The following is a 22,797-nucleotide window of genomic DNA, read 5'->3' as shown; positions in this document are numbered from 1 at the left end:
CTCGTTGGACGCAGATCCATGTGCACCTGTCAGACAGCAAAAAGCCCGAACCGTTGCCAGTTCGGGCTTTGCGTTGGAATCAGACTCGAACTACTTGCGCGCTGGCGGCACGTCAGTACAAGACCCATGCGCCACCTCCGCCGCCATACCGATGCTTTCCCCCAGCGTCGGATGCGGGTGAATGGTCTTGCCGATATCGATGGCATCCGCACCCATCTCAATCGCCAGCGCCACTTCGCCGATCATGTCGCCCGCATGAGTGCCGACCATGCCGCCGCCCAGGATCTTGCCGTGGCCATGGGCTTCGGGGCTGTCGTCGAACAGCAACTTGGTGACCCCTTCGTCGCGGCCATTAGCGATGGCGCGGCCTGAGGCGTTCCAGGGGAACAGGCCCTTCTTGACCTTGATGCCTTGCGCCTTGGCTTGATCTTCGGTGAGGCCAACCCAGGCCACTTCGGGGTCGGTGTAGGCCACGCTGGGGATGACGCGGGCGTTGAAGGCGGCGGCTGCCAATTCCTTGTTGCCTTGTAATTCACCGGCGATGACTTCTGCGGCGACATGCGCCTCGTGCACCGCCTTGTGCGCCAGCATGGGCTGGCCGACGATGTCGCCGATGGCGAAGATGTGCGGCACATTGGTGCGCATCTGGATGTCGACATTGATGAAGCCACGGTCGGTGACGGCCACGCCAGCCTTGTCGGCGGCGATTTTCTTGCCATTGGGTGTGCGACCAACCGCCTGCAACACCAGATCGTAGATTTGCGGCTCGGGCACCTTGACGCCCTCCTCTGCCGGTGCAAACGTGACCTTGATGCCTTCGGGTGTGGCTTCGGCGGCGACAGTTTTTGTTTTCAACATGATGTTGTCAAACCGTGGCGCGTTCATCTTTTGCCAGATCTTGACCAGATCACGGTCAGCACCTTGCATCAGGCCGTCGAGCATTTCGACCACATCCAGACGTGCGCCCAGGGTGCTGTAGACCGTGCCCATTTCCAGGCCGATGATGCCGCCGCCCAGGATCAGCATGCGTTTGGGGACTTCTTTCAATGCCAAGGCACCGGTGCTATCCACCACACGTGGGTCATTGGGCATGAAGGGCAGGCGCACGGCCTGGCTACCGGCGGCGATGATGGCGCGCTTGAAGGCGATGACCTTCTTGCTGCCGGTTTTTTCTTGCGCGGTGCCGCTGGTTTCTTCGACCTCGACATGGTTGGCCCCGACAAACGCGCCGTAGCCGCGCACGATGGTCACCTTGCGCATCTTGGCCATGGCGGCCAGACCGCCGGTCAGTTTCGCAATCACCTTCTCTTTGTGGCCGCGCAGCTTGTCAACGTTGACCACCGGTTTGCCAAAGTCCACACCCAGGTCGCCCAGGTGGGCCACTTCGTCCATCACGGCGGCCACGTGTAACAGCGCTTTGCTCGGGATGCAACCGACATTCAGGCAGACACCGCCCAGGGTGGCATAGCGCTCCACCACCACGACCTTGAGGCCAAGGTCGGCGGCGCGGAAGGCGGCGCTGTAGCCGCCGGGACCACCGCCCAGGACCAGTAGGTCGCAGTCCAGATCAGCCGTGCCGCCAAAGCTGGCGGCATTGGGGACGGGGGGTGCAGCGGGAGGTGCTACAGATTGCGTAGCTGCTTGCGCAGGTACAACGAGGGCTACAGGCTGTTTTTGTTCTGAAATGGGAGCTGCAGCATCACCTGCAGCCTCCACCACCAGCAGCAGCGTGCCTTCGGAAACCTTGTCGCCGAGTTTGACCTTGAGTTCCTTCACCACGCCGCCGTGGCTGGAAGGAATTTCCATCGAGGCTTTGTCGCTCTCGACGGTGATCAGGCTTTGGTCGGCTTTGATGGTGTCGCCGGGTTTGACCAGCAGCTCGATCACGGTGACTTCGGCGAAGTCGCCAATGTCGGGGACTTTGATGTCGATGATGCTCACAGTAAAACCCTCCGGAAGTCGCCCAAAATTTGGCCCAAATACACATTGAAGCGGGCGGCTGCCGCGCCGTCGATCACGCGGTGATCCCAGGTCAGTGACAGGGGCAGCATCAGGCGCGGCTGAAAGGCTTTGCCGTCCCAGATGGGTTCCATGGTGGAACGGCACACGCCCAGAATGGCAACCTCAGGGGCGTTGATGATGGGCGTGAAGTAGCGCCCGCCAATGCCACCCAGGCTGGAAATCGTGAAGGTGGCTCCAGACATTTCAGCCGGACTCAGCTTGCCGTCGCGCGCCTTTTTGGCCAGATCACTCATCTCCTGGCTGATCTGGAAGATGCCTTTTTTGTCGGCATCCTTGATCACCGGCACCATCAGGCCATTGGGCGTGTCTGCCGCAAAACCGATGTGGTAATACTGCTTGTAGATCAGCGCGTCGCCATCCAGGCTACTGTTGAACTCGGGGTATTTCTTGAGGGCTGCCACGCAGGCTTTGATCAGGAAAGCCAGCATGGTGACCTTGACACCGCTCTTCTCGTTCTCTTTGTTGGTCGAGACGCGGAAGGCTTCCAGGTCGGTGATGTCGGCATCGTCATGGTTGGTGACAGCCGGAATCATGATGGCGTTGCGCAGCAGGTTGGCCCCGCTGATCTTCTTGATGCGGCTGAGCTCTTTGCGCTCGATCGGGCCGAACTTGGCAAAGTCCACTTTGGGCCAAGGGATCAAGCCCAGGCCAGCGCCGTCGTTGGCGGCTGCCGTTGATGCTGCGGGTTTGCTGGCTTGCTGGGCGGCAATGGCCACGGTTTGCACCGCGCCACTCATCACCGAGCGGGTGAAGGCTTGTACGTCGGCATCCGTGATACGGCCTTTGAGGCCGGTGCCTTTGACTTCAGCCAGTGGCACGCCCAGTTCGCGGGCGAACTTGCGCACTGAGGGCGAGGCATGGGGCAAGCCCAGTGTGTTGCCACCAGGCTGGTGGGCAGGTGCAGTCAACACAGCGACTGGCGCTACAGAAGGTGTAGCTGCTTGCGCTTGTTCTACCTGCGCTACAGGCACATTGGGTACAGAAACTGCGGCAACGGGTGCGCTGGCTGGCAAGGCGACTGCCACCGGGGCAGCGCCTTCCAGAATGGCCAGCAAGTCGCCAATGTTGACCTTGTCGCCGAGCTTGACCTTGAGTTCTTGGATGATACCGGCAGCACTGGAGGGGATTTCCATCGACGCTTTGTCAGACTCGACGGTGATCAGGCTTTGCTCCTGCTTGATGGTGTCACCCGCCTTGACCATGACCTCGATCACCGTCACGTCTTTGAAGTCGCCAATGTCAGGCACACGTATTTCAATCAGGCCACTTGCTGCAGAATTTGTAGCTGCTTGCGCTTGTGGGACAGGCGCTAGAGGCTGATTGGATGTGGAAGTTGGCGCTGCAGCCGCAGGCGCTACAAAAGTAGCAGCTGTCTGCGCTTGATTGACGGGCGCTACAGCCTGATTGGGTACGGAAGCCTCAGCCGCCACCTCCAGCAGCAGCACCAGGCTGCCCTCACTCACTTTGTCACCCAAGGCCACCTTGAGTTCTTTCACCACACCAGCGTGGCTGGAGGGGATTTCCATTGAGGCTTTGTCGGATTCGACGGTGAGCAGGCTTTGCTCGGCGCGAACGGTATCGCCCGGCTTGACCAGCAGCTCGATCACTGCCACTTCAGAAAAGTCGCCAATGTCGGGGACTTTGATTTCAATAATTGCCATGTTGTGTCTCCTGATTTGGTTCAGGACAGCGCAACGCCACGCGCCACACGGTCCTGCAAGTGCTTGCTTCTGTGCTTAGGCGTAAAGCGGGTTCACCTTGTCGGTGTTGATGCCATATTTGGCAATGGCTTCAGCCACTTTGCTCACGGGCACCACACCGTCTTCGCTCAAGGCTTTCAGGGCGGCTACCACGATGTAATGGCGGTTGATCTCGAAGTGTTCACGCAATTTGGAGCGGAAATCGCTGCGGCCAAAACCGTCGGTGCCCAGCACTTTGTAGGTACGGCCCTTGGGGATGAAGGAACGAATCTGCTCGGCATAGGCCTTGATGTAGTCGGTGGAAGCTATCACCGGGCCAGCGTGTGCCGCCAACTGTTGGGCCACAAACGGCACTTGCGGCTCGGCCGTCGGATGCAGCAGGTTGTCACGTTCACAGGCCTGGCCGTCACGGGCCAGTTCGTTGAAGCTGGGGCAGCTCCACACGTCTGCCGTGACACCCCAGTCCACCGCCAGCAGCTTCTGCGCTACAAAACTTTCGCGCAAGATGGTGCCCGAACCCAGCAGTTGCACACGTGGGCCAGCAGAGCCTTCTGCACCCGGTTTGCACAGGTACATGCCTTTGATGATTTGCTCTTCGGTACCAGGGGTGAGGCCGGGCATGGCGTAGTTTTCGTTCAGCAGGGTCAGGTAATAGAAGACGTTGTCTTGCTTCTCCACCATGCGTTTGAGGCCGTGGTGCAGGATCACACCCACTTCATGGGCAAAGGTCGGGTCGTAGCTGATGCAGTTGGGAATGGTGCCAGCCAGGATGTGGCTGTGGCCGTCTTCATGCTGCAAGCCTTCGCCGTTGAGCGTGGTGCGCCCGGAGGTGCCGCCCAGCAGGAAGCCGCGCGCCTGCATGTCACCGGCCGCCCAGGCCAAGTCGCCGATACGCTGAAAGCCAAACATCGAGTAGTAGACGTAAAACGGCACCATGATGCGGTTGCTGGTGCTGTAGCTGGTGGCCGCCGCAATCCAGCTGGCCATGCCACCGGCCTCGTTGATGCCTTCCTGCAGGATCTGGCCCTTGACATCTTCCTTGTAGTACATGACCTGGTCTTTATCGACCGGGGTGTACTGCTGGCCTGCCGGGTTGTAAATGCCAATCTGGCGGAACAAACCTTCCATACCAAAGGTGCGCGCCTCGTCCACCAGAATGGGGACCACTCGCTGGCCCAAAGCCTGATCACGCAGCAGTTGAGTGATAAAACGCACATAGGCTTGGGTGGTGGAGATTTCACGCCCTTCGGGTGTAGGCTCCATCACTGCCTTGAAGGTTTCGATGGAGGGTACGGTGAACGACTCATCTGCCTTGGTTCGGCGGTGCGGCAGGTAGCCACCCAACGCTTGACGGCGTTCGTGCAGGTAACGCATCTCGGGGGTGTCATCAGCCGGTTTGTAAAACGGAATGCTGGCCAACTGGCTGTCAGGGATCGGAATGTTGAAGCGGTCGCGGAAGGCTTTGATGTCATCATCCGTGAGTTTTTTGGTTTGGTGCACGTTGTTTTTGCCTTCACCACTCTTGCCCATGCCAAAACCTTTGACAGTTTTGATCAGTAACACGGTGGGCTGGCCTTTGTGGTTGACCGCCGCATGGTAGGCGGCGTAGACCTTTTGCGGGTCATGGCCACCACGGCGCAAGTTCCAGATGTCGTCATCACTCATCTTGGCCACCATCTCGGCGGTTTTGGGGTCGCGGCCAAAGAAGTTTTTGCGCACAAAAGCCCCGTCGTTGGCTTTGAAGGCCTGGTAGTCGCCATCCAGCGTATCCATCATGACTTTGCGTAATGCGCCGTCTTTGTCTCGGGCCAGCAGTGGGTCCCAGTTGCTGCCCCATAGCAGCTTGATCACGTTCCAGCCGGAGCCACGGAATTCGCCTTCGAGCTCTTGCACGATCTTGCCGTTGCCACGTACCGGGCCATCCAGGCGTTGCAGGTTGCAGTTGATGACAAAAATCAGGTTGTCGAGTTTTTCACGCGCAGCCAGACCAATCGCCCCCAAGGATTCGACCTCGTCCATCTCGCCGTCGCCGCAGAACACCCAGACCTTGCGGTTTTCAGTGTTGGCAATACCACGGGCATGCAGGTATTTCAGAAAACGCGCCTGGTAAATCGCCATCAGCGGGCCCAAACCCATCGACACCGTGGGGAACTGCCAGAACTCAGGCATCAGTTTGGGGTGTGGATAGCTCGACAAGCCCTTGCCACCGGTTTCCTGGCGGAAATTCAGCAATTGCTCTTCTGTTAAACGGCCTTCCAGATAAGCGCGGGCGTAAACACCGGGAGCCACATGGCCCTGGATGTAGAGGCAATCACCGCCGTGGTTTTCGCTCTCAGCATGCCAGAAGTGGTTAAAACCCGCGCCAAACATGTGGGCCAGCGAAGCGAATGAACCGATGTGGCCACCCAGGTCGCCACCATCTTCGGGGTGATGGCGGTTGGCCTTGACCACCATGGCCATGGCGTTCCAGCGCATGTAGGCGCGCAGGCGCTCTTCAATTTCGATGTTGCCGGGGCAGCGTTCTTCCTTGTCGGTTTCGATGGTGTTGACATAACCAGTGTTGGCTGAAAACGGCATGTCGATGCTGCTTTGACGGGCGTGCTCCAGCAATTGTTCCAACAAGAAGTGGGCGCGCTCGGGGCCCTCACTCTCAATGACGGCGCTTAATGCATCCATCCATTCACGGGTTTCCTGTGTGTCCATATCTAGCGGGGTTGGCGCTGAAGGGCTTGCGGGTGATGCTGACATGCTTGTCTCCGTTGTTGTAAAGCGGTTTGATGTTAGGCGAAATAGCCCTTTTGAAGGTTGAAATTATTTTATAACCATTCTTATGAAATTTCAAATTGTGTTTTTATTATTCACAATATGAAATTATGTGTGCTTTACAAGCATCTACACTTCATGAATGCCATTGATACCCCTGTTCGCCCCACTGGAGCACCTCAAGCAAACACCCGCAGCGCCCATCAAACGTTGGTGGGCCAGACAATCGCCGCAGCGTCAGGATCGTTTTGCGGTTTTGGCCCCGTTGGCTGCGGTGGTGCTGTTTCTGGTTGCCATCCTGTCTGCTTTTGCCTATTTGCGCCTTGAAGAAGTTGCGCGCGAGCGCGAGGCGGTGAACCGCGATGTGGAATACACCCAGCAGCGTCTGCGCCTGCGCTTGTTAGAGCAACAAGAACAATTGATGCGTTTTGCGCGTGAAATTTCCAGCCGGGAAATCAGCCATGCCGACTTTGCAACACGGGGCGAAGCTCTGGTCAACCTGTTTCCAGAGGTGCAAGCACTGACCTGGATTGATGAGCATGCCAAGGTGCGTGTCAGCTATCACACCGCCAGCGCTGCGCCGCAATTTCATCTGTCCAAAGGTGATTTCGTGAAAGCCAATGACACACACACCAACTATGAAATGGCGCGTGATTTGTTATTGCCGATTTACTCCACTCCCAAGGCACAACCAGACCAGTCAGCGGTCTTGCAATTACATTTGCCGTTGATTGACAAGGCCCGCTTCAAAGGCGACTTGCTCATCGAATACTCCATCGATGCCATTTACCGCTACGGGGTGCCGCAGGAACTCACCTCCAAATACGCTTTGTCGTTTCATGATGCCGCGGGCAATTTGCTGGCGGGTGCAACCGTCTCGGAAAGCCAGCTCAAACGGCATTTGTTACCCTGGTCCAGCCCGGTCAACACCCATGAGATGCCGTTGTCACCCGTCGGTAATGGCATGACCGTGCGCGGTTTGGCGTACCGGACCTCGCTGGGGGTCATCGGCAGCGGCCTGTTCTGGCTGGTGATGGTGCTCAGTGCCATCACCGCCTGGTTGTTGCTGGCTAATTGGGGCCACACACGTAAACGTATCAAGGCACAAGATGCCCTGGTGCAGGAAACGGCATTTCGCCGTGCCATGGAGAGTTCCATGCTGACCGGTATGCGGGCTTTGGACATGCAGGGTCGCATTACCTATGTCAACAATGCGTTTTGTCGTATGACTGGCTGGGCTGAAGAAGAACTGGTTGGCAAAACAGCCCCCTTCCCCTACTGGCCAGATGAAGACTTCGACATTCTCAAAATGCGCTTGCGCGAAGAAATTGAGGGAAGGATTCAGCCTGGTGGCATCCAGTTCAGGGTCAAACGTAAAGACGATTCACTGTTTGACGCACGTTTGTATGTCTCACCGCTGATTGATGCCTTTGGACAGCAAACCGGCTGGATGACCTCCATGACCGACATCACCGAACCCAATCGGGTACGCGACCAGCTAGCGGCATCCCATGAACGCTTCACCACGGTGCTGGAAGCGCTGGATGCGTCCATCTCGGTTGCCCCCTTGGGTTCGGATGAATTGCTGTTTGCCAACAAGCTCTACCGCCTGTGGTTCGGCACACAAGCGGGCGGGCATTTGCAACTGGTAGAAGAAGCAGGCGTGCCCAGTCCGGTGGCCAGTGATGAAACCAAAGATGCGGTGGACGCTTTTGCGGGCCTTCCCACCGATCAGCTGTCAGACAAAGAAACTGAAAGTGCCGAGGTGTATCTGGGCAGTCTGGGGCGCTGGCTGGAGGTACGCACCCGTTACCTGAGCTGGGTGGATGGCCGTCTGGCACAAATGGTGATTGCCACCGACATCACCGCCCGGCGGGTGGCGGAAGAGCAGTCCGAAATCCAGGCCGAGCGTGCCCAAACCTCCAGCCGTCTGATCACCATGGGCGAAATGGCCTCCAGCGTGGCGCATGAACTCAACCAGCCGCTCACCGCCATCAACAACTATTGCAACGGCATGGTTTCACGCATCAAGGCTGATCAAATCACCAAAGAGGAGCTGCTGGGGGCACTTGAAAAGACCGCGCGTCAGGCCTTTCGGGCAGGTCAGATCATTCAGCGCATCCGCTCTTTTGTGAAACGCAGTGAGCCCAACCGCACCATTGCCAATGTGGATGCGTTGGTCTCAGAGGCGGTGGAACTGGCAGAAATTGAGCTGCGCAGGCGCAATGTCAAACTGACGCAATACGTGGCACCAGGCATGCCGAGCTTGCTGGTTGATCCGATTTTGATTGAGCAGGTGCTGCTGAACCTGTTGAAGAATGCGGCCGAATCGGTGGATACCGCACAAAGACCAACCGCTCAAAGAATTGTCAAATTAAGTGTTGCACCAGCTGAAGTATCCGGCAAGCGGGTCATTGAATTTATGGTGAGTGATTCCGGTGGTGGTATTGCGCCAGAAGTCATGACGCGCTTGTATGAGGCTTTTTACTCCACCAAAGCAGAAGGCATGGGTATCGGGCTGTCGTTATGTCGCTCCATAGTGGAGTCTCACCTGGGCTGGATGAAAGCGGAGAACATCTACAATGGCGAAGTCATAACGGGCTGCTGCTTTACCTTCTGGATACCGATTGCAGACCCCCTTTCGGCTACGCCCACAAAGCGTTCTGAACCACACACATTGCAGGTTGCACCATGAGTTTGATCCCCAAAAAAGGTACGGTTTACGTCGTTGATGATGATGAGGCGGTTCGCGATTCATTGCAATGGCTGCTTGAGGGCAAGGATTACCGCGTTCGTTGCTTTGACTCTGCCGAGTCGTTCCTGAGCCGCTTTGATGCCCGTGAAGTGGCTTGTCTGATCGTGGACATCCGCATGGATGGCATGACAGGCCTGGAATTGCAAAATCGTCTGATTGAAAACCACTCGCCCTTGCCATTGGCTTTTATTACCGGTCACGGCGATGTGCCCATGGCCGTAGACACCATGAAAAAAGGTGCCATGGACTTTATCCAGAAGCCTTTTGACGAACAGCAATTGCTGCCCTTGGTTGAGCGTATGCTGGAACAGGCCAAAGAATCTTTCGCTGAATACCAGAATGCCGTCAACCGCGATGCCCTCATGGCTCGTCTGACATTGCGTGAATCGCAAGTGCTGGAACGCATTGTGGCGGGCCGTTTGAACAAGCAAATTGCCGATGACCTGGGCATCAGCATCAAAACGGTGGAGGCGCACCGCGCCAACATCATGGAAAAACTCAGTGCCAACACAGTCGCAGACCTGCTCAAAATCGCATTGGGGCCCAATGCCGTCAAAGGTTGAATATTTGCTTTATTTAACATAGCTGCTTACGCCCGCCCCATAAGGACAAGCGGGCTTTTTTATTCATGAAATTTGTTGGAGCCAACATGACCACACTCTCCCAAACCGCCCAGATCATTGATGGTATTGCCCTCTCCAAACAATTGCGCACCGAAGTCACCGAACGCGTTCAAACGCTCAAAGCACGTGGCATCACCCCCGGTTTGGCCGTGATTTTGGTGGGTGAAAACCCGGCTAGCCAGGTCTATGTGCGCAACAAGGTCAAAGGCTGTGAAGACTGCGGATTCCACTCGGTAATGGAAAAGTACGATGCCAGCATGACTGAAGCTGAGCTGCTGGCACGCATCGACACCCTCAACAACGATCCCACCATCCACGGCATTCTGGTGCAGTTGCCGGTGCCCAAACATATTGACGCCAGCAAGGTGATTGAAGCCATCTCGCCAGCCAAAGACGTGGACGGTTTTCACGTGGCCAGCGCCGGGGCCCTGATGACCGGCATGCCCGGCTTCTGGCCTTGCACACCTTACGGCTGCATGAAGATGCTCGAATCCATTGGCTACAACCTGCGCGGCAAACACGCGGTGGTGATTGGCCGCTCCAACATCGTCGGCAAACCCATGGCCTTGATGCTGCTGGAGAAAAACGCCACCGTGACCCTGTGCCACAGTGCCACGCATGACCTCAAGGCCATGACGCTGCAGGCCGATGTGATCGTCGCCGCCGTCGGCAAACGCAATGTGCTTACCGCCGACATGGTCAAACCCGGTGCGGTGGTGCTGGACGTGGGCATGAACCGCAACGATGAAGGCAAACTCTGTGGTGACGTGGACTTTGAAGGCGTGCGCCAGGTGGCGAGCTACATTACCCCGGTGCCGGGCGGGGTTGGCCCCATGACCATTACCATGCTGCTGGTCAACACCCTTGAAGCGGCTGAACGCACCACCATCTAAACTTTGCGGGACAGACCGCAGTACACGCAGTGAACCCGCTCTGCCCTCAACTGATTAAGAACATGACCAATCCCCTCCTCTCTTTCGACGGCCTGCCTCGTTTTGACCAGATTAGTCCTCAGCATGTTGAACCCGCCATCGATCAGCTTCTAGAGCAAGCCAATGAAGCACTTGAAACCGTGACCGCTCCCGACTTTGAGGCCAGCTGGGACACCATTGCCCAAACGCTGGATGTGACCATCGAACGCCTGTCGCGTACATGGGGCACGGTCAGCCACTTGAACAGCGTGGCAGATACGCCCGAATTGCGTGCCGCTTACAACGCGGCCCTGCCGAAGGTTACCGAGTTCTACACCCGCCTGGGTGCTGATGAGCGCTTGTATGCCAAATACCGTGCCATTGACCCGCAAAGCCTGAACAGTGAGCAGCACCAAGCCCTGAAAAATGCTCTGCGCAACTTTGTGTTGGGGGGGGCCGATCTCCAGGGCGCGGATCGGGAACGCTTTGCCGCCATTGCCGAGCGTCAAGCCGCCTTGAGCCAAAAATTCAGCGAAAACGCGCTGGATGCCACGGATGCCTTTGGCTACTACGCCCAAGCAGATGAACTCGATGGTTTACCTGAGGATGTCAAACACGCAGCCCGCAGTGCAGCGCAAGCTGATGGCCAAGAGGGTTACAAACTGACCCTGAAAATGCCCTGTTACCTGCCGGTGATGCAATTTGCCAGCAGCAGCGCTTTGCGTGAAAAACTTTACAAAGCCTATGTCACCCGCGCTTCTGAACAGGCTGAAGGAGACAGTGCCAAATTTGACAATTCCGCCATCATCAACGAATTGCTGGCCTTGCGCCTGGAAGAAGCCAGGCTACTGGGTTACGCCAACTTTGGTGCCTTGTCGGTGGCTCCCAAAATGGCGGAGTCACCACAACAAGTGATTGACTTTTTGCGTGATCTGGCCAACCGTGCCCGGCCTTTTGCCGAAAAAGACCTGGCGGATCTGCGTGCATTTGCCTCCGAACACCTGGGCCTGAATGATCCCCAGCCTTGGGATTGGCCTTATGTGAGTGAAAAACTCAAGGAGGCGCGCTACGCATTTAATGAGCAAGAAGTCAAACAATACTTTCCCTTGCACAAAGTGCTGGCGGGACTGTTCAAAATTGTCGAAACCCTGTTTGAGGTCAGCATCCGTGAAGACCATGCCCCGGTCTGGTTTGAGTCGGTGCGTTTCTTTCGTATCGAACGCATGCAGCCACAAGGTGCGCCAGAGTTGGTGGGCCAGTTCTACCTGGACCCGGCGGCGCGTAATGGCAAACGTGGCGGTGCCTGGATGGATGATGTGCGCGCCCGCTGGCTGCGCCCCGACACCCACACCCTGCAAACCCCGGTGGCCCATTTGGTGTGCAACTTTGCCAGCGGGGTCGATGGCAAGCCTGCCCTGCTGACGCATGATGATGTCACCACCCTGTTCCACGAATTTGGCCACGGCCTGCAACACTTGCTGACACAAGTCAACGAGCGTGATGTGTCGGGCATCAGCGGTGTGGAGTGGGATGCCGTCGAGTTGCCCAGCCAGTTCATGGAAAACTTCTGCTGGGAATGGGATGTGCTCAAAAACATGACCGCCCATGTGGATACCGACCAGCCCCTGCCCCGTGCCTTGTTCGACAAAATGCTGGCCGCCAAAAATTTCCAGAGCGGCATGCAAACCCTGCGCCAGATCGAGTTCTCGCTGTTTGACATGCTGTTACACACCGCGCATGACCCGGCGCTGGACATCATGCCGCTGCTTGACCAGGTGCGAAAAGAAGTCGCCGTGCTGCAACCACCCAGCTGGTCACGCACTGCGCACACCTTCAGCCACATCTTTGCCGGCGGTTATGCCGCTGGCTATTACAGCTACAAATGGGCTGAAGTGTTGAGCAGCGATGCCTACGCGGCTTTTGAAGAGACCGTGGGATCGGATGGTTTGCCCAATGTACAAACCGGGCAAAAATTCAGGCAAGCCATTCTGGAATCCGGTGGCAGCCGCCCAGCCATGGAATCTTTCAAGGCATTTCGAGGTCGTGAACCAACCCTGGATGCCTTGTTGCGTCATCAAGGTATGGCTGTACCGGCCTAAAGGAACACACATGCTCTTGCAACATCTCTCCCGAAAACCCATAAAGGCCCACATACCGCCTCAAGTAAGCTCTTTGTTGACCTTGGTTTGTACCAGCTTGCTGTTGAGCGCGACCACGCTGCATGCACAAACCGTTTACCGCATCGTTGGTCCAGATGGACGCGTCACTTTTTCTGATAAACCAGCGGTGTCACCCTCCAACAAAGTCACTGCTGTTGAGAAAGCTGAACCCGCCGCAACATCCAGCACGGCGACATTGCCTTTTGAGCTACGCCAGGTGGTGGGCAAATACCCCGTCACGCTGTACAGCGGCAACAACTGCGCACCGTGTGGCAGTGGTCGCAACATGCTCACTGGCAGAGGTGTGCCTTTTACTGAAAAAACTGTAACCACGGCACAAGATGCCGAAGCATTAAAAAGCTTGAGCGGCGCTACTGCCCTGCCTTTTATGACCATTGGATCGCAACACCTGTCGGGGTATTCATCGACCGAGTGGACACAATACCTGGATGCAGCGGGTTATCCGGCGCAATCCAAACTCCCTGCCAGCTACCGCGCTTCAGTGGCCACACCACTGGCAGCACTTCCAATACCTGCAGCGGTTGAAAAACCCGCACCTACTGTGCCCGCATCAAGTCCGGCTGTGATCCCGGCAGCTCCCAAAAACAACCCGAACAACCCTGCGGGTATTCAGTTTTAACCTGCTGTTAACCAACGCACCTGAGAAAAAAGCCCCGTTTCGCTGACGCGAGCGGGGCTTGGGTATTTTCAGATGCCGCGGTTCAAACCGGCAAGGCCACTTGGTGATCCACGCTGAATTGGTAGTCTTTGAAAATGTGCTCGGCACTGAGTGTTTGGTAAGTACCATCATCATTGCGGCGTGTGGTGTCTTTCAGGCGGTAGGTGTAGTGACCACAGGTCCACAGCTTGAAGTTGCGCATTTGGGTGCACAGACAGGTTTTGTCTTGCACTGAAATGTTTTTGCCATCCGGGTGCAGCGCCAGCTCACGGTTGTATGCAGTGATGTAAGCGCAATTGCCATTGCCGTCGAGCAGATAGCCATAAGACTCACAATTGGGGCGAATACCGTCACCAATGGCTGGCGAACCCTTGAGCATACGCATCGGGTAACCGGTAGGCGAAATGGTGTTGACCACGATGTCATCTTCATTGGCCCGGAAGTAATCCTGCTTCACCGCTGTTGGCAGGCCGCATTCATCCGCCACGGTGAAACGGGTTGCCACCTGAACGGCAGCGGAGCCGGTCTCCAAAAACGACACCGCGTCAGTGCCGGTAAATATGCCGCCTGCGGCAATCACCGGAATGTTGAGTTGCTCATCCGCCACGTATTTGATCACCTCGGCAATGATGGTAGCCAAGTCATATTGCGCCCAGTCCAGGCCAAAGCCCAGATGACCACCGGCCAAGGGGCCTTCCACCACCACAAAATCTGGCAAACGGTTCAAGCGGGCGTTTTTGCGCAAAAACAGCTGCAGTGCCCGTACGCTGGAGACGATGATGCCCAGCTTGGCATCACGAAAGCGTGGGTGGTCGGCAATCAGGCCAAACGAGCCCAGGTGCAAGCCCGCACTCAGGGTAATCCCGTCAATACCAGCATCCAGTGCCGAGGCCATACGCACCTGCAAGGTTTCACGCGGGCCATTCATGGTGAGCTTTTCCATGCAGTTCACAAACACCAAGCCATCACCCTTCTTGGCCTCCATGGTGGCCCCGACATGGCGGCGCGTGGCCTCTGCCAGGATGTCCAGGTCAAATTTGACCTCGGACTTGTCCGCATTCAGGATGTTGTGTTTGTACTGCTTGGTCTTGTCTTTGACAAAACTGGTGTCAAAACGACGGTCAGACACATCGTTGACCATGGCATCTGAAATATGCCCAATGCCCCCCAAGCGGGCGGCTTCCAACGCCAGTTCAGCGGTTGAAATATCCACACCCATACCGCCAATCATGATCGGCACATACTCTTTTTGACCGAACTTCAGGCGAAAATCATCGACACGTTTCATGAAAATCCTTGAGCCGTTTGACTTCTTGTGCAGCACTCAACGGCTGGCCTCTGAAAAGTGCATAGAAGAAAAAAACACAAGACAAAATGATCTTGTGCAGGCCTGGATTCTACCCGTGGCCCCTGATGGATTTGGCTGCTCGCAAATACCCCTGTCAACGCACCAGGCGCACAAACCCCGTGGCGGTGGAGCGTGCCACAGGGGTCACGCTGCCATCCAGAAAGTCCACACTCCAGGCCTGATCACTGCGGGCATTACCGGAAATCACCACCGGTGTGGCGCTCCAGAAAGCCCCGGCAGGTGATGCGGCAAAAACTGTCGTATCAATCGACGGGCTGTACAAACTCTCATCGGTCAGACTGGAGAGTTCTTTCACATTGGGCAAACGCCAGGTACTTTGCGATTTGGCCTGCACCATGGCGCCTTCATGGGTGTAAGCACTGACAGTGCCTGTGCAGGTGCTGCCATTCCAGGTTTGCCCTTCACTGCACCGCCGCCAGATCAGACCCGTGATGGCGTCGGTGACTTCCGTGCCATCTGACGAAGGCGTGAAACGTGTGGCTGGTGCCGTGATGCCACCGGAAACCAGCCGCACCTGAACGGCACCAGCACCTGCGCCCGATAGCGTCACGGTGGCACCCTGCGCAAAATTCACCAACCAGGCGTTGTTGGCAGAGTTGGGCTGGTAAACCGAGCTTGAAAAATAGGCATTGGGCAAAGTGGCCGGGAACCAAGCCATATTGGTTGCACCACTTGCAAAAGGTGCATTAAACAGCACCAAACTTTGCAGTTCCAGCCGGGTGGGCACACGCCAGTTGGTCAGCCCGCACAAGGAACTGGTATTGGCTGCTGTAGCCAATTTCACCGATTCATCGCGGTATCCGGTAGGCAAGGCGCTGGTCAAAGCGGTCGATGCACGATCCCAGACCAAGCCGGTCACCTGGTCTTTCACGCAGTTTGTCACCGCACCAGGAAAAGCCAGGCTGCTGCCATTCACCCCATCCGTTTGATCCGTGAAATCCACATCCCGTCCGACCATGCCGTCCTGCTTGTCATTCAGCGCGGTGGCGGTAGCCAGGGTACAGCTGATCAAATTGTTGCTGCCACTTTGGAAACACTGTGTAGCGGAAATACCCGTGTCATTCAGGGGCATCAAACTGGTTGCGGCGGCCACCGTCAGCGTCTGCTGGCCCAGCCAGTAACCACCCGAAGCCTGAGGTGCTGACCACACCGTGGCCGACTGTGCGGTGGATGAAGTGGGTGTGCAAACAATAGAAAACCCGGTGGCGGTGTTGTTGGTAGGGGATGCACAGGAGCCACTGGCCAGTGTCAAGGTAGCGGTCAGCGGCAAATTGGTTCCCGTCACGGTCAGCGTTGAGGCCACACCAACCTTCATAGACGCGGCAGTCAGGCTGCTGAAGGCTGGCGTGACCGCACTGTTGGCCCCCACAATGGACTCGCCCCCACCACAACCCGCCATGACCACAGTGGCACCAACCAGAGCAAGCCAACGGACAAACTGGGGGCACGGCTTTGGCCCATATGCGGCGATCAATTTCATAAACATCTTTCTGCAGTCAAAGTGGTTCGGTGGCTGATGCCAACTTGCCTATGATAAAAGCAAAGCCGCATCCCTGGCACGACACATCCACCCGTCCCTCTCAAACTTTGGCAAAGCATGAAAAAAAACCGACCCCAAGCCAGCCGCAGCCTCAAGGGTGTGCGCATTTTGAGCCTGAGCCTGAACCTGCCTGGCCCCGCTGCCTTGCAACGCCTGCGCCAGATGGGAGCCAGCTGCCTGAAAATTGAACCCCCTGCACCCGCAGGCGCAACCGGGCAAATGACAGGCGACCCGATGAGTGCCTACAGCCCCAGTGTCTATACGGCGCTGCACCAGGGTATTCGCGTCAAGGTCAACAACTTAAAAACCGAGACCGGTCAAAAAGCCCTGCAGCGCGAACTGGCCAAGGCCAACGTGTTGCTGACCTCGTTTCGCCCCAGTGCCCTGAGCAAACTGGGCCTGAGCTGGAAAAGCCTGCGCGCCCAGCACCCGCACCTGAGCCTGGTGGCCATCGTTGGCTCCCCCGGCGCGGCGGCCGAAGCCCCCGGCCACGACCTGACCTACCTGGCAGAAAACGACCTGATCACCGGCCTGGACTTGCCCGCCACGCTCTACGCCGACATGGGCGGCGCACTGATGGCCACTGAGGCGGTCTTGCAAGCTGTGCTGTTGCAGCGCCAAACAGGCCAAGGCAGCTTTTTCGAAGTAGCCTTGTCCGACGCAGCCGCCCACCTAGCCCTGCCGCGCAGTTGGGGCCTGACTTTGCCCGGTACCGTGCTCGGCGGTGGCCACGCTGGTTACCACGTCTACCCTTGCCAAGACGCCCGCCTGGCCCTGGCCGCGTTGGAACCGCACTTTGCCAAATCCCTGTGCGCCGCCATCGGCCTGGCCTGGACCGGCCCGGCCATGATGCTGGAGCCCGCTACCCAGCAAGCGATTGCGAAGTTTGCTGCCAGCCGTAGCTGCCAGCCGTAGCTGCCAGGCGCTAGAGCAGCTGGCGGCGGAACATGACATACCGCTGCATACACTATCAAAATAAGAGCTACTTACGCTTATTTTGATGGCGCTAGAGCCTATTTTTATTCATTTTTATGCCCCTGTTGGGACGGAAGAAGCCATGATGTGCGCCAGCCAACGCTCCTGCAACTGCCACAGCCACTGACAGTTGTTCATGCCTTACCCTGCATTCACTACCAAAAAAAGAGCATCTTACGCTTATTCCAATTGCGCTAGAGGTCGATTTACCTTGAAGAAATCAGCAACACCACAGCCCGCGCCTCCATCGCTTGACCCTGCCCTACCGGCCCCATTTTTTCAGCGGTTTTGGCTTTCACGTTGACCTGATCCAGCGCCAGCCCCAGTGTCTGGGCCACCCTGGCGCGGATGGTGGGCATGTGGGGCATCAGCTTGGGGGCTTGGGCGATGATGGTGCTGTCGACGTTGCCGATCTCAAAGCCTTTTTCGCGCACGCGCCGGGCGGCCTCGGCCAGCAGCACGCTGGAGTCTGCGCCTTTGAAGCGTGCGTCGGTGTCGGGGAAATGGGTGCCGATGTCGCCCAGGGCGGCGGCACCCAACAGTGCGTCGGTAATGGCGTGTAACAACACGTCGGCATCCGAGTGGCCGAGCAGGCCCAGGTGGTAGGGCACTTCGATGCCGCCCAGAATGAGTTTGCGCCCTTCGACCAGCGCGTGAATGTCCCAGCCTTCTCCGATTCTGAAGTTCATGTTGTTTTCCTTGTCATGCGGCTATGCAACACCGCCTGCGCCAGCTCAAAATCCTCCGGGTAAGTCACCTTGAAGTTTTGCGCACTGCCCACCACCAGCTTGGGCGACAGGCCCATGGCTTCAATGGCACTCGATTCATCGGTGACCGCGTCACCCGCCAGCTCCAGCGCTTCCAGCAGGCTGCCAATGCGGAACATTTGCGGGGTTTGCGCCAGCCATTTGTCGGCACGCGGCAAGGTCGCGGCCACCCGGCCGGCGTGGGCGGTTTTCAGGGTGTCGGGCAACGGCAGGGCCAACAGGCCACCGACTTCGTCATCCAGGCAGGCATCGAGCAACTGGTTGATTTGCGCCGGGGTGATCAGGCAGCGGGCGGCATCGTGTACCAGCACCCAGTCATGATCGACTGCGCCCTCGGTCAGCAAGGCATTTAAACCATTAAATACGCTTGCAGCCCTTGTGGAACCTCCGTAAGCAGCTATTAAAAATGATGCATTTTCAATTTCAGAGGTTTGAAAGAATTTGTCGTCCGGTGACACCACCAGCAGGGTTTGGTCGATGCGCGGCACTTCGGCAAACGCCGCCAGGGTGTGCATCACCATCGGTTTACCTGCCAGCACCTGGTATTGCTTGGGGCCTGCCGCGCCAGCGCGAGAGCCGGTGCCGGCACAGGGGATGAGGGCCCAGCAGCGCGGTGTGGTGCGGGGTGTGAGGGTGATGTTGTTGAGTTCAGTCATGGTGTGTCTTGCATTCTAGAATCGCCCTCATCACACCCTGCCCACCGTTGCGCAGGGTGTTGGCGTTTTGGCCCCACCCAGACTCATCCAGATTACCCCCACCTGCCCCCATGGACTTACCCAAACTCACCCCCGGCAAACGTTACACCCTGCCCCGCCCAGTTGGCTCGGCCGATGCCCTGCTGCTGGCCCAATTGGCCATGCGCGACAAAGCGGCCGGCAAGGTCACGGCCATCGTCACGGCACAAGCGCCCGATGCCCAGCGCCTGATTGACGAGATGGCGTTTTTTGCCCCCGAGCTGCGCTGCGTGCTGTTCCCCGACTGGGAGACGCTGCCGTTTGACACCTTCTCGCCGCACCAGGATTTGATCAGCGAGCGCCTGGCCACGCTGTGGCGCATCAGCCAGCACGACAAGGACACCGGGGCCGATGTGGTCATCGTCCCGGCCACCACTGCGCTCTATCGGCTGGCCCCGCCGAGCTTTCTGGCAGGCACCACTTTTCACTTCAAGACCAAGCAAAAGCTCAATGAAGCCAAGCTCAAGGCCCAGCTCACGCTGGCGGGCTACAGCCATGTGACCCAGGTGGTGAGCCCCGGCGAATACGCGGTGCGCGGCGGGCTGATCGACCTGTTCCCCATGGGCAGCCCGGTGCCCTACCGGGTGGATTTGTTTGACGACGAGATTGACAGCATCCGCACCTTTGACCCCGACAGCCAGCGCAGCCTGTACCCGGTGCCCGAGGTGCGCCTGCTGCCTGGGCGCGAGTTTCCGATGGACGAGGATGCCCGTGCCCGCTTTCGCAGCCGCTGGCGTGAGCTGCTGGAAGGCGACCCAACCCGCAGCCGCATCTACAAAGACATCGGCCAGGGCATTGCCACCGCCGGTATCGAGTACTACCTGCCGCTGTTCTTTGAAGACACCGCCACCGTGTTTGACTACCTGGGTGATGCCGCCACGGTGGTGTTGCATGGTGATCTGGAGCCCGCCTTTGCCCACTTCTGGCAAGACACGCGCGAGCGCTACCGCCTGGTGCAAGGCGACCCGGAGCGCCCGGTGTTACCACCCGATGCGCTGTTTTTGAATGCCGAGCAGTTTTATGCGCGGGTGAATCAGCATGCGCAACTGGCGCTCAGGCCGAATACCCTCGCGGCTGCCGCCGCTCCTACGGGGGAACACACCTCGGCTTATGCGGAATTTGAGGTACTGCCCCCACTGACCGTGGTGCGTGGTGCGGAAGACCCGCTGAGCAGCCTCAAATCTCACATCCGCAACACCCAGCAGCGTGTGCTGGTGCTGGCCGAGAGCGACGGTAGGCGCGCCAGCCTGCTGGACTTTCTGCACAGCAGCCAGTTTGATCCGCCGACCTTTGATTCTTTGAAAGAGTTTTTGGCCAGCGACGAGAAGATCGGCATTGCCACCAGCAGCCTGGCCACCGGTTTTGCCTGGCTGGAAAGTGGTGTGGACTTTGTCACCGAGACCGAGCTGTTTGCCGCCAGCCACACCACGCGCAAGCGCAAAAAGCAGGAGCAAGTCAGCGATGTGGAGGCGCTGATCAAGGACCTGAGTGAACTCAAGGTGGGTGACCCGGTGGTGCACAGCGCCCACGGCATTGGCCGCTACCGGGGCTTGATCAACCTCGACCTGGGCAACAAGCTGCCCAATGGCGAACCCGAGATTCAAGAGTTTTTGCACCTGGAATACGCCGACAAAGCCGTGCTCTATGTGCCGGTGAGCCAGTTGCAACTGATCAGCCGCTACACCGGCGTCAGCCCCGACGAAGCGCCGCTGCACAAGCTGGGCAGCGGCCAGTGGGAAAAAGCCAAACGCAAAGCCGCCGAGCAGGTGCGCGACTCTGCCGCCGAGCTGCTCAACATCTACGCCCGCCGTGCCGCGCGTGAGGGCCACGCCTTCCGCTACAGCCCCAATGATTACGAAACCTTTGCCAACGACTTCGGCTTTGAAGAAACCGCCGACCAGAAAGCCGCCATCCACGCCGTGATTCAAGACATGATCAGCCCGCGCCCGATGGATCGGCTGGTCTGTGGCGACGTGGGCTTTGGCAAGACCGAAGTGGCCCTGCGTGCTGCCTTCATTGCCATCACCGGTGGCAAACAGGTGGCCTTTCTGGCCCCGACCACGCTGTTGGCCGAGCAACACTACCAGACGCTGGTGGACCGTTTTGCCAAGTGGCCGGTGAAAGTGGCCGAGATGAGCCGTTTTCGCTCGGGCAAGGAAATCACTGCGGCGCTCAAAGGCGTGGCGGACGGCACCATCGACATCGTGGTCGGCACGCACAAGCTGTTGTCAGAGTCCACCCATTTCAAGGATTTGGGCCTGCTGATCATCGACGAGGAACACCGCTTTGGCGTGCGCCACAAAGAGCAGATGAAAGCCCTGCGTGCCGAGGTGGACGTGCTCACACTCACCGCCACACCGATCCCGCGCACGCTGGGCATGGCGCTCGAAGGCCTGCGCGATTTGAGCGTGATCGCCACCGCGCCGCAGCGCCGCCTGGCCATCAAAACCTTTGTGCGCTCAGAGAGCAACGGCGTGATCCGCGAGGCGGTGCTGCGCGAACTCAAGCGTGGCGGGCAGGTCTACTTTTTGCACAACGAGGTCGAGACGATTGAAAACCGCCGCGCCAAATTAGAAGAGCTGTTGCCCGAAGCCCGCATCAGCGTGGCCCACGGCCAGATGCCCGAGCGCCAACTGGAAGCCGTGATGCGCGACTTTGTCGCCCAGCGCAGCAATGTGCTGCTGTGCTCCACCATCATCGAGACCGGCATTGACGTGCCCACCGCCAACACCATCGTCATGAGCCGCGCCGACAAGTTTGGCCTGGCCCAGTTGCACCAGTTGCGTGGCCGCGTGGGCCGCAGCCACCACCAGGCCTACGCCTATTTGATGGTGCCCGACCTGCAAGGCCTGACCAAGCAGGCGCAGCAACGGCTGGACGCGATTCAGGCCATGGAAGAACTCGGCAGCGGCTTCTACCTGGCCATGCACGACCTGGAAATTCGCGGGGCCGGTGAAGTGCTGGGCGAAAACCAGAGCGGCAACATGCTCGAAGTGGGTTTTCAGCTCTACAACGAGATGCTGAGCGAGGCGGTGCGCTGCCTGAAAGCCGGCATCGAGCCCGATTTGCTCAGCCCGCTCAACGTCACCACCGACATCAACCTACACGCCCCGGCGCTGCTGCCCGACGACTTCTGTGGCGACGTGCACCTGCGCCTGAGCTTCTACAAAAAGCTCGCCACCGCCAAAAACACCAACCAGATCGACGCGCTGATGGAAGAAATCATCGACCGTTTTGGCAAGCTGCCCGCCCAAGCCCAAACCCTGATCGATGTGCACCGCCTGCGCGTGCTGTGCCAGCCCTACGGCGTGATCAAGGTAGATGCCGCCCCCAGCGTGATCAGCATCACCTTCAAGAAGGACCCACCGATTGACACCATGAAGATCATCCAGTTGATCCAGAAAAACAAACACATCAAGCTGGCCGGCAACGAAAAACTGCGCATCGAGCGCCCCCTGCCCGATGCCACCGACCGGGCCAAGATGGTGCGTGATGTGCTGAAGAATCTGGGACAACCCATCGTTGCAGGTGTGGCAGCGGGATAGATTACATCTCAAATTTTTTGGGGATCATTTGGGGCTATGTCTGAATTAGCTGTTGCAGTTGCTTCTGCCCCAGGGAGACCATTCAACCCTGCTACTGGGAAGCCCCCGCTTTCAACAGCTAACTGGTACATAGCCTCATTTGGACATCTAGAGCTTATATATCAAGCGTCAATAGCTATTATTAATATAGCTATTAAAAGGCTGCACACATGTCCCTGTGACCTGTTGTACTGACAGAGTTTGACAAAATCCATC

The 22,797-nt window shown here is 57.9% G+C and carries 14 protein-coding genes; 7 read left to right on the top strand and 7 right to left on the bottom strand.

Features of this window, described 5'->3' with window-relative positions; translation table 11 throughout:
- Window positions 1-90: 90 nt before the first annotated feature.
- The 3 genes from lpdA to aceE all read right to left on the bottom strand — a co-directional run bounded on the left by lpdA (window position 91) and on the right by aceE (window position 6,470).
- Complete coding sequence (lpdA, locus tag LDN84_RS11485) at window positions 91-1,941, bottom strand: dihydrolipoyl dehydrogenase (protein ID WP_223903605.1); 1,851 nt, start codon at window positions 1,939-1,941, stop codon at window positions 91-93.
- Window positions 1,938-3,683, bottom strand: coding sequence for a dihydrolipoyllysine-residue acetyltransferase (gene aceF, locus LDN84_RS11480; protein ID WP_223903604.1), 1,746 nt, complete (start codon window positions 3,681-3,683; stop codon window positions 1,938-1,940). Before aceF ends, lpdA begins: the two co-directional genes overlap by 4 nt.
- 75 nt (window positions 3,684-3,758) lie before the next feature.
- Window positions 3,759-6,470, bottom strand: coding sequence for a pyruvate dehydrogenase (acetyl-transferring), homodimeric type (gene aceE, locus LDN84_RS11475; protein WP_223912709.1), 2,712 nt, complete (start codon window positions 6,468-6,470; stop codon window positions 3,759-3,761).
- Window positions 6,471-6,627: 157 nt separating this feature from the next.
- Between aceE and LDN84_RS11470 the strand changes: the two genes are divergently transcribed.
- From LDN84_RS11470 to LDN84_RS11450, 5 genes are all read left to right on the top strand, one after another.
- The gene (locus tag LDN84_RS11470; protein WP_223912706.1) at window positions 6,628-9,180 is read left to right on the top strand and encodes a PAS domain-containing sensor histidine kinase; all 2,553 of its coding nucleotides are present in this window, start codon (window positions 6,628-6,630) and stop codon (window positions 9,178-9,180) included.
- Window positions 9,177-9,803: a response regulator transcription factor gene (locus LDN84_RS11465; RefSeq protein WP_223912705.1), complete on the top strand. Its 627-nt coding sequence runs from the start codon at window positions 9,177-9,179 to the stop codon at window positions 9,801-9,803. The genes LDN84_RS11470 and LDN84_RS11465 overlap by 4 nt, the downstream gene beginning before the upstream one ends.
- Window positions 9,804-9,889: 86 nt before the next feature.
- Entirely contained in the window at window positions 9,890-10,756 is an 867-nt protein-coding gene (gene folD / locus LDN84_RS11460; RefSeq protein ID WP_223912704.1) for a bifunctional methylenetetrahydrofolate dehydrogenase/methenyltetrahydrofolate cyclohydrolase FolD, read from the top strand.
- 62 nt (window positions 10,757-10,818) lie between these two features.
- On the top strand, window positions 10,819-12,873 hold the full coding sequence (locus tag LDN84_RS11455; RefSeq protein ID WP_223912702.1) for a M3 family metallopeptidase: 2,055 nt from the start codon (window positions 10,819-10,821) through the stop codon (window positions 12,871-12,873).
- Window positions 12,874-12,946: 73 nt separating this feature from the next.
- On the top strand, window positions 12,947-13,573 hold the full coding sequence (locus LDN84_RS11450) for a DUF4124 domain-containing protein (protein WP_223912701.1): 627 nt from the start codon (window positions 12,947-12,949) through the stop codon (window positions 13,571-13,573).
- Between the two features lie 82 nt (window positions 13,574-13,655).
- Here LDN84_RS11450 and LDN84_RS11445 read toward each other — a convergent pair whose 3' ends face one another.
- Both LDN84_RS11445 and LDN84_RS11440 read right to left on the bottom strand, forming a co-directional pair.
- Window positions 13,656-14,900 carry a nitronate monooxygenase gene (locus LDN84_RS11445; protein WP_223912700.1) on the bottom strand — a complete coding sequence of 415 codons (1,245 nt, stop codon included), beginning with the start codon at window positions 14,898-14,900 and terminating at the stop codon, window positions 13,656-13,658.
- A gap of 154 nt (window positions 14,901-15,054) precedes the next feature.
- Window positions 15,055-16,461 carry an Lcl C-terminal domain-containing protein gene (locus LDN84_RS11440; protein WP_223912697.1) on the bottom strand — a complete coding sequence of 469 codons (1,407 nt, stop codon included), beginning with the start codon at window positions 16,459-16,461 and terminating at the stop codon, window positions 15,055-15,057.
- A 117-nt stretch (window positions 16,462-16,578) separates the two neighbouring features.
- On the opposite strand from LDN84_RS11440, the gene LDN84_RS11435 reads away from it, so the two are divergent.
- On the top strand, window positions 16,579-17,436 hold the full coding sequence (locus tag LDN84_RS11435) for a CoA transferase (protein WP_317134836.1): 858 nt from the start codon (window positions 16,579-16,581) through the stop codon (window positions 17,434-17,436).
- Window positions 17,437-17,702: 266 nt separating this feature from the next.
- On the opposite strand, the gene ispF is transcribed toward LDN84_RS11435, so the two are convergent.
- Window positions 17,703-18,185, bottom strand: coding sequence for a 2-C-methyl-D-erythritol 2,4-cyclodiphosphate synthase (ispF, locus tag LDN84_RS11430; RefSeq protein WP_223912694.1), 483 nt, complete (start codon window positions 18,183-18,185; stop codon window positions 17,703-17,705).
- Window positions 18,182-18,919 (bottom strand): 2-C-methyl-D-erythritol 4-phosphate cytidylyltransferase, encoded by a 738-nt coding sequence (gene ispD / locus LDN84_RS11425; protein WP_223912693.1) that lies wholly within the window; start codon window positions 18,917-18,919, stop codon window positions 18,182-18,184. Before ispD ends, ispF begins: the two co-directional genes overlap by 4 nt.
- A 110-nt stretch (window positions 18,920-19,029) precedes the next feature.
- Here ispD and mfd point away from each other — a divergent pair, with 110 nt between their 5' ends.
- Window positions 19,030-22,542, top strand: coding sequence for a transcription-repair coupling factor (gene mfd, locus LDN84_RS11420; protein ID WP_223912691.1), 3,513 nt, complete (start codon window positions 19,030-19,032; stop codon window positions 22,540-22,542).
- Window positions 22,543-22,797 lie beyond the last annotated feature (255 nt).

Origin of the sequence: Rhodoferax lithotrophicus, assembly GCF_019973615.1 — a bacterium.
Lineage (GTDB): Bacteria > Pseudomonadota > Gammaproteobacteria > Burkholderiales > Burkholderiaceae_C > Rhodoferax > Rhodoferax lithotrophicus.
Note: the sequence above shows the minus strand (reverse complement) of the source record. Positions and strands in the feature narration are given on the sequence as shown.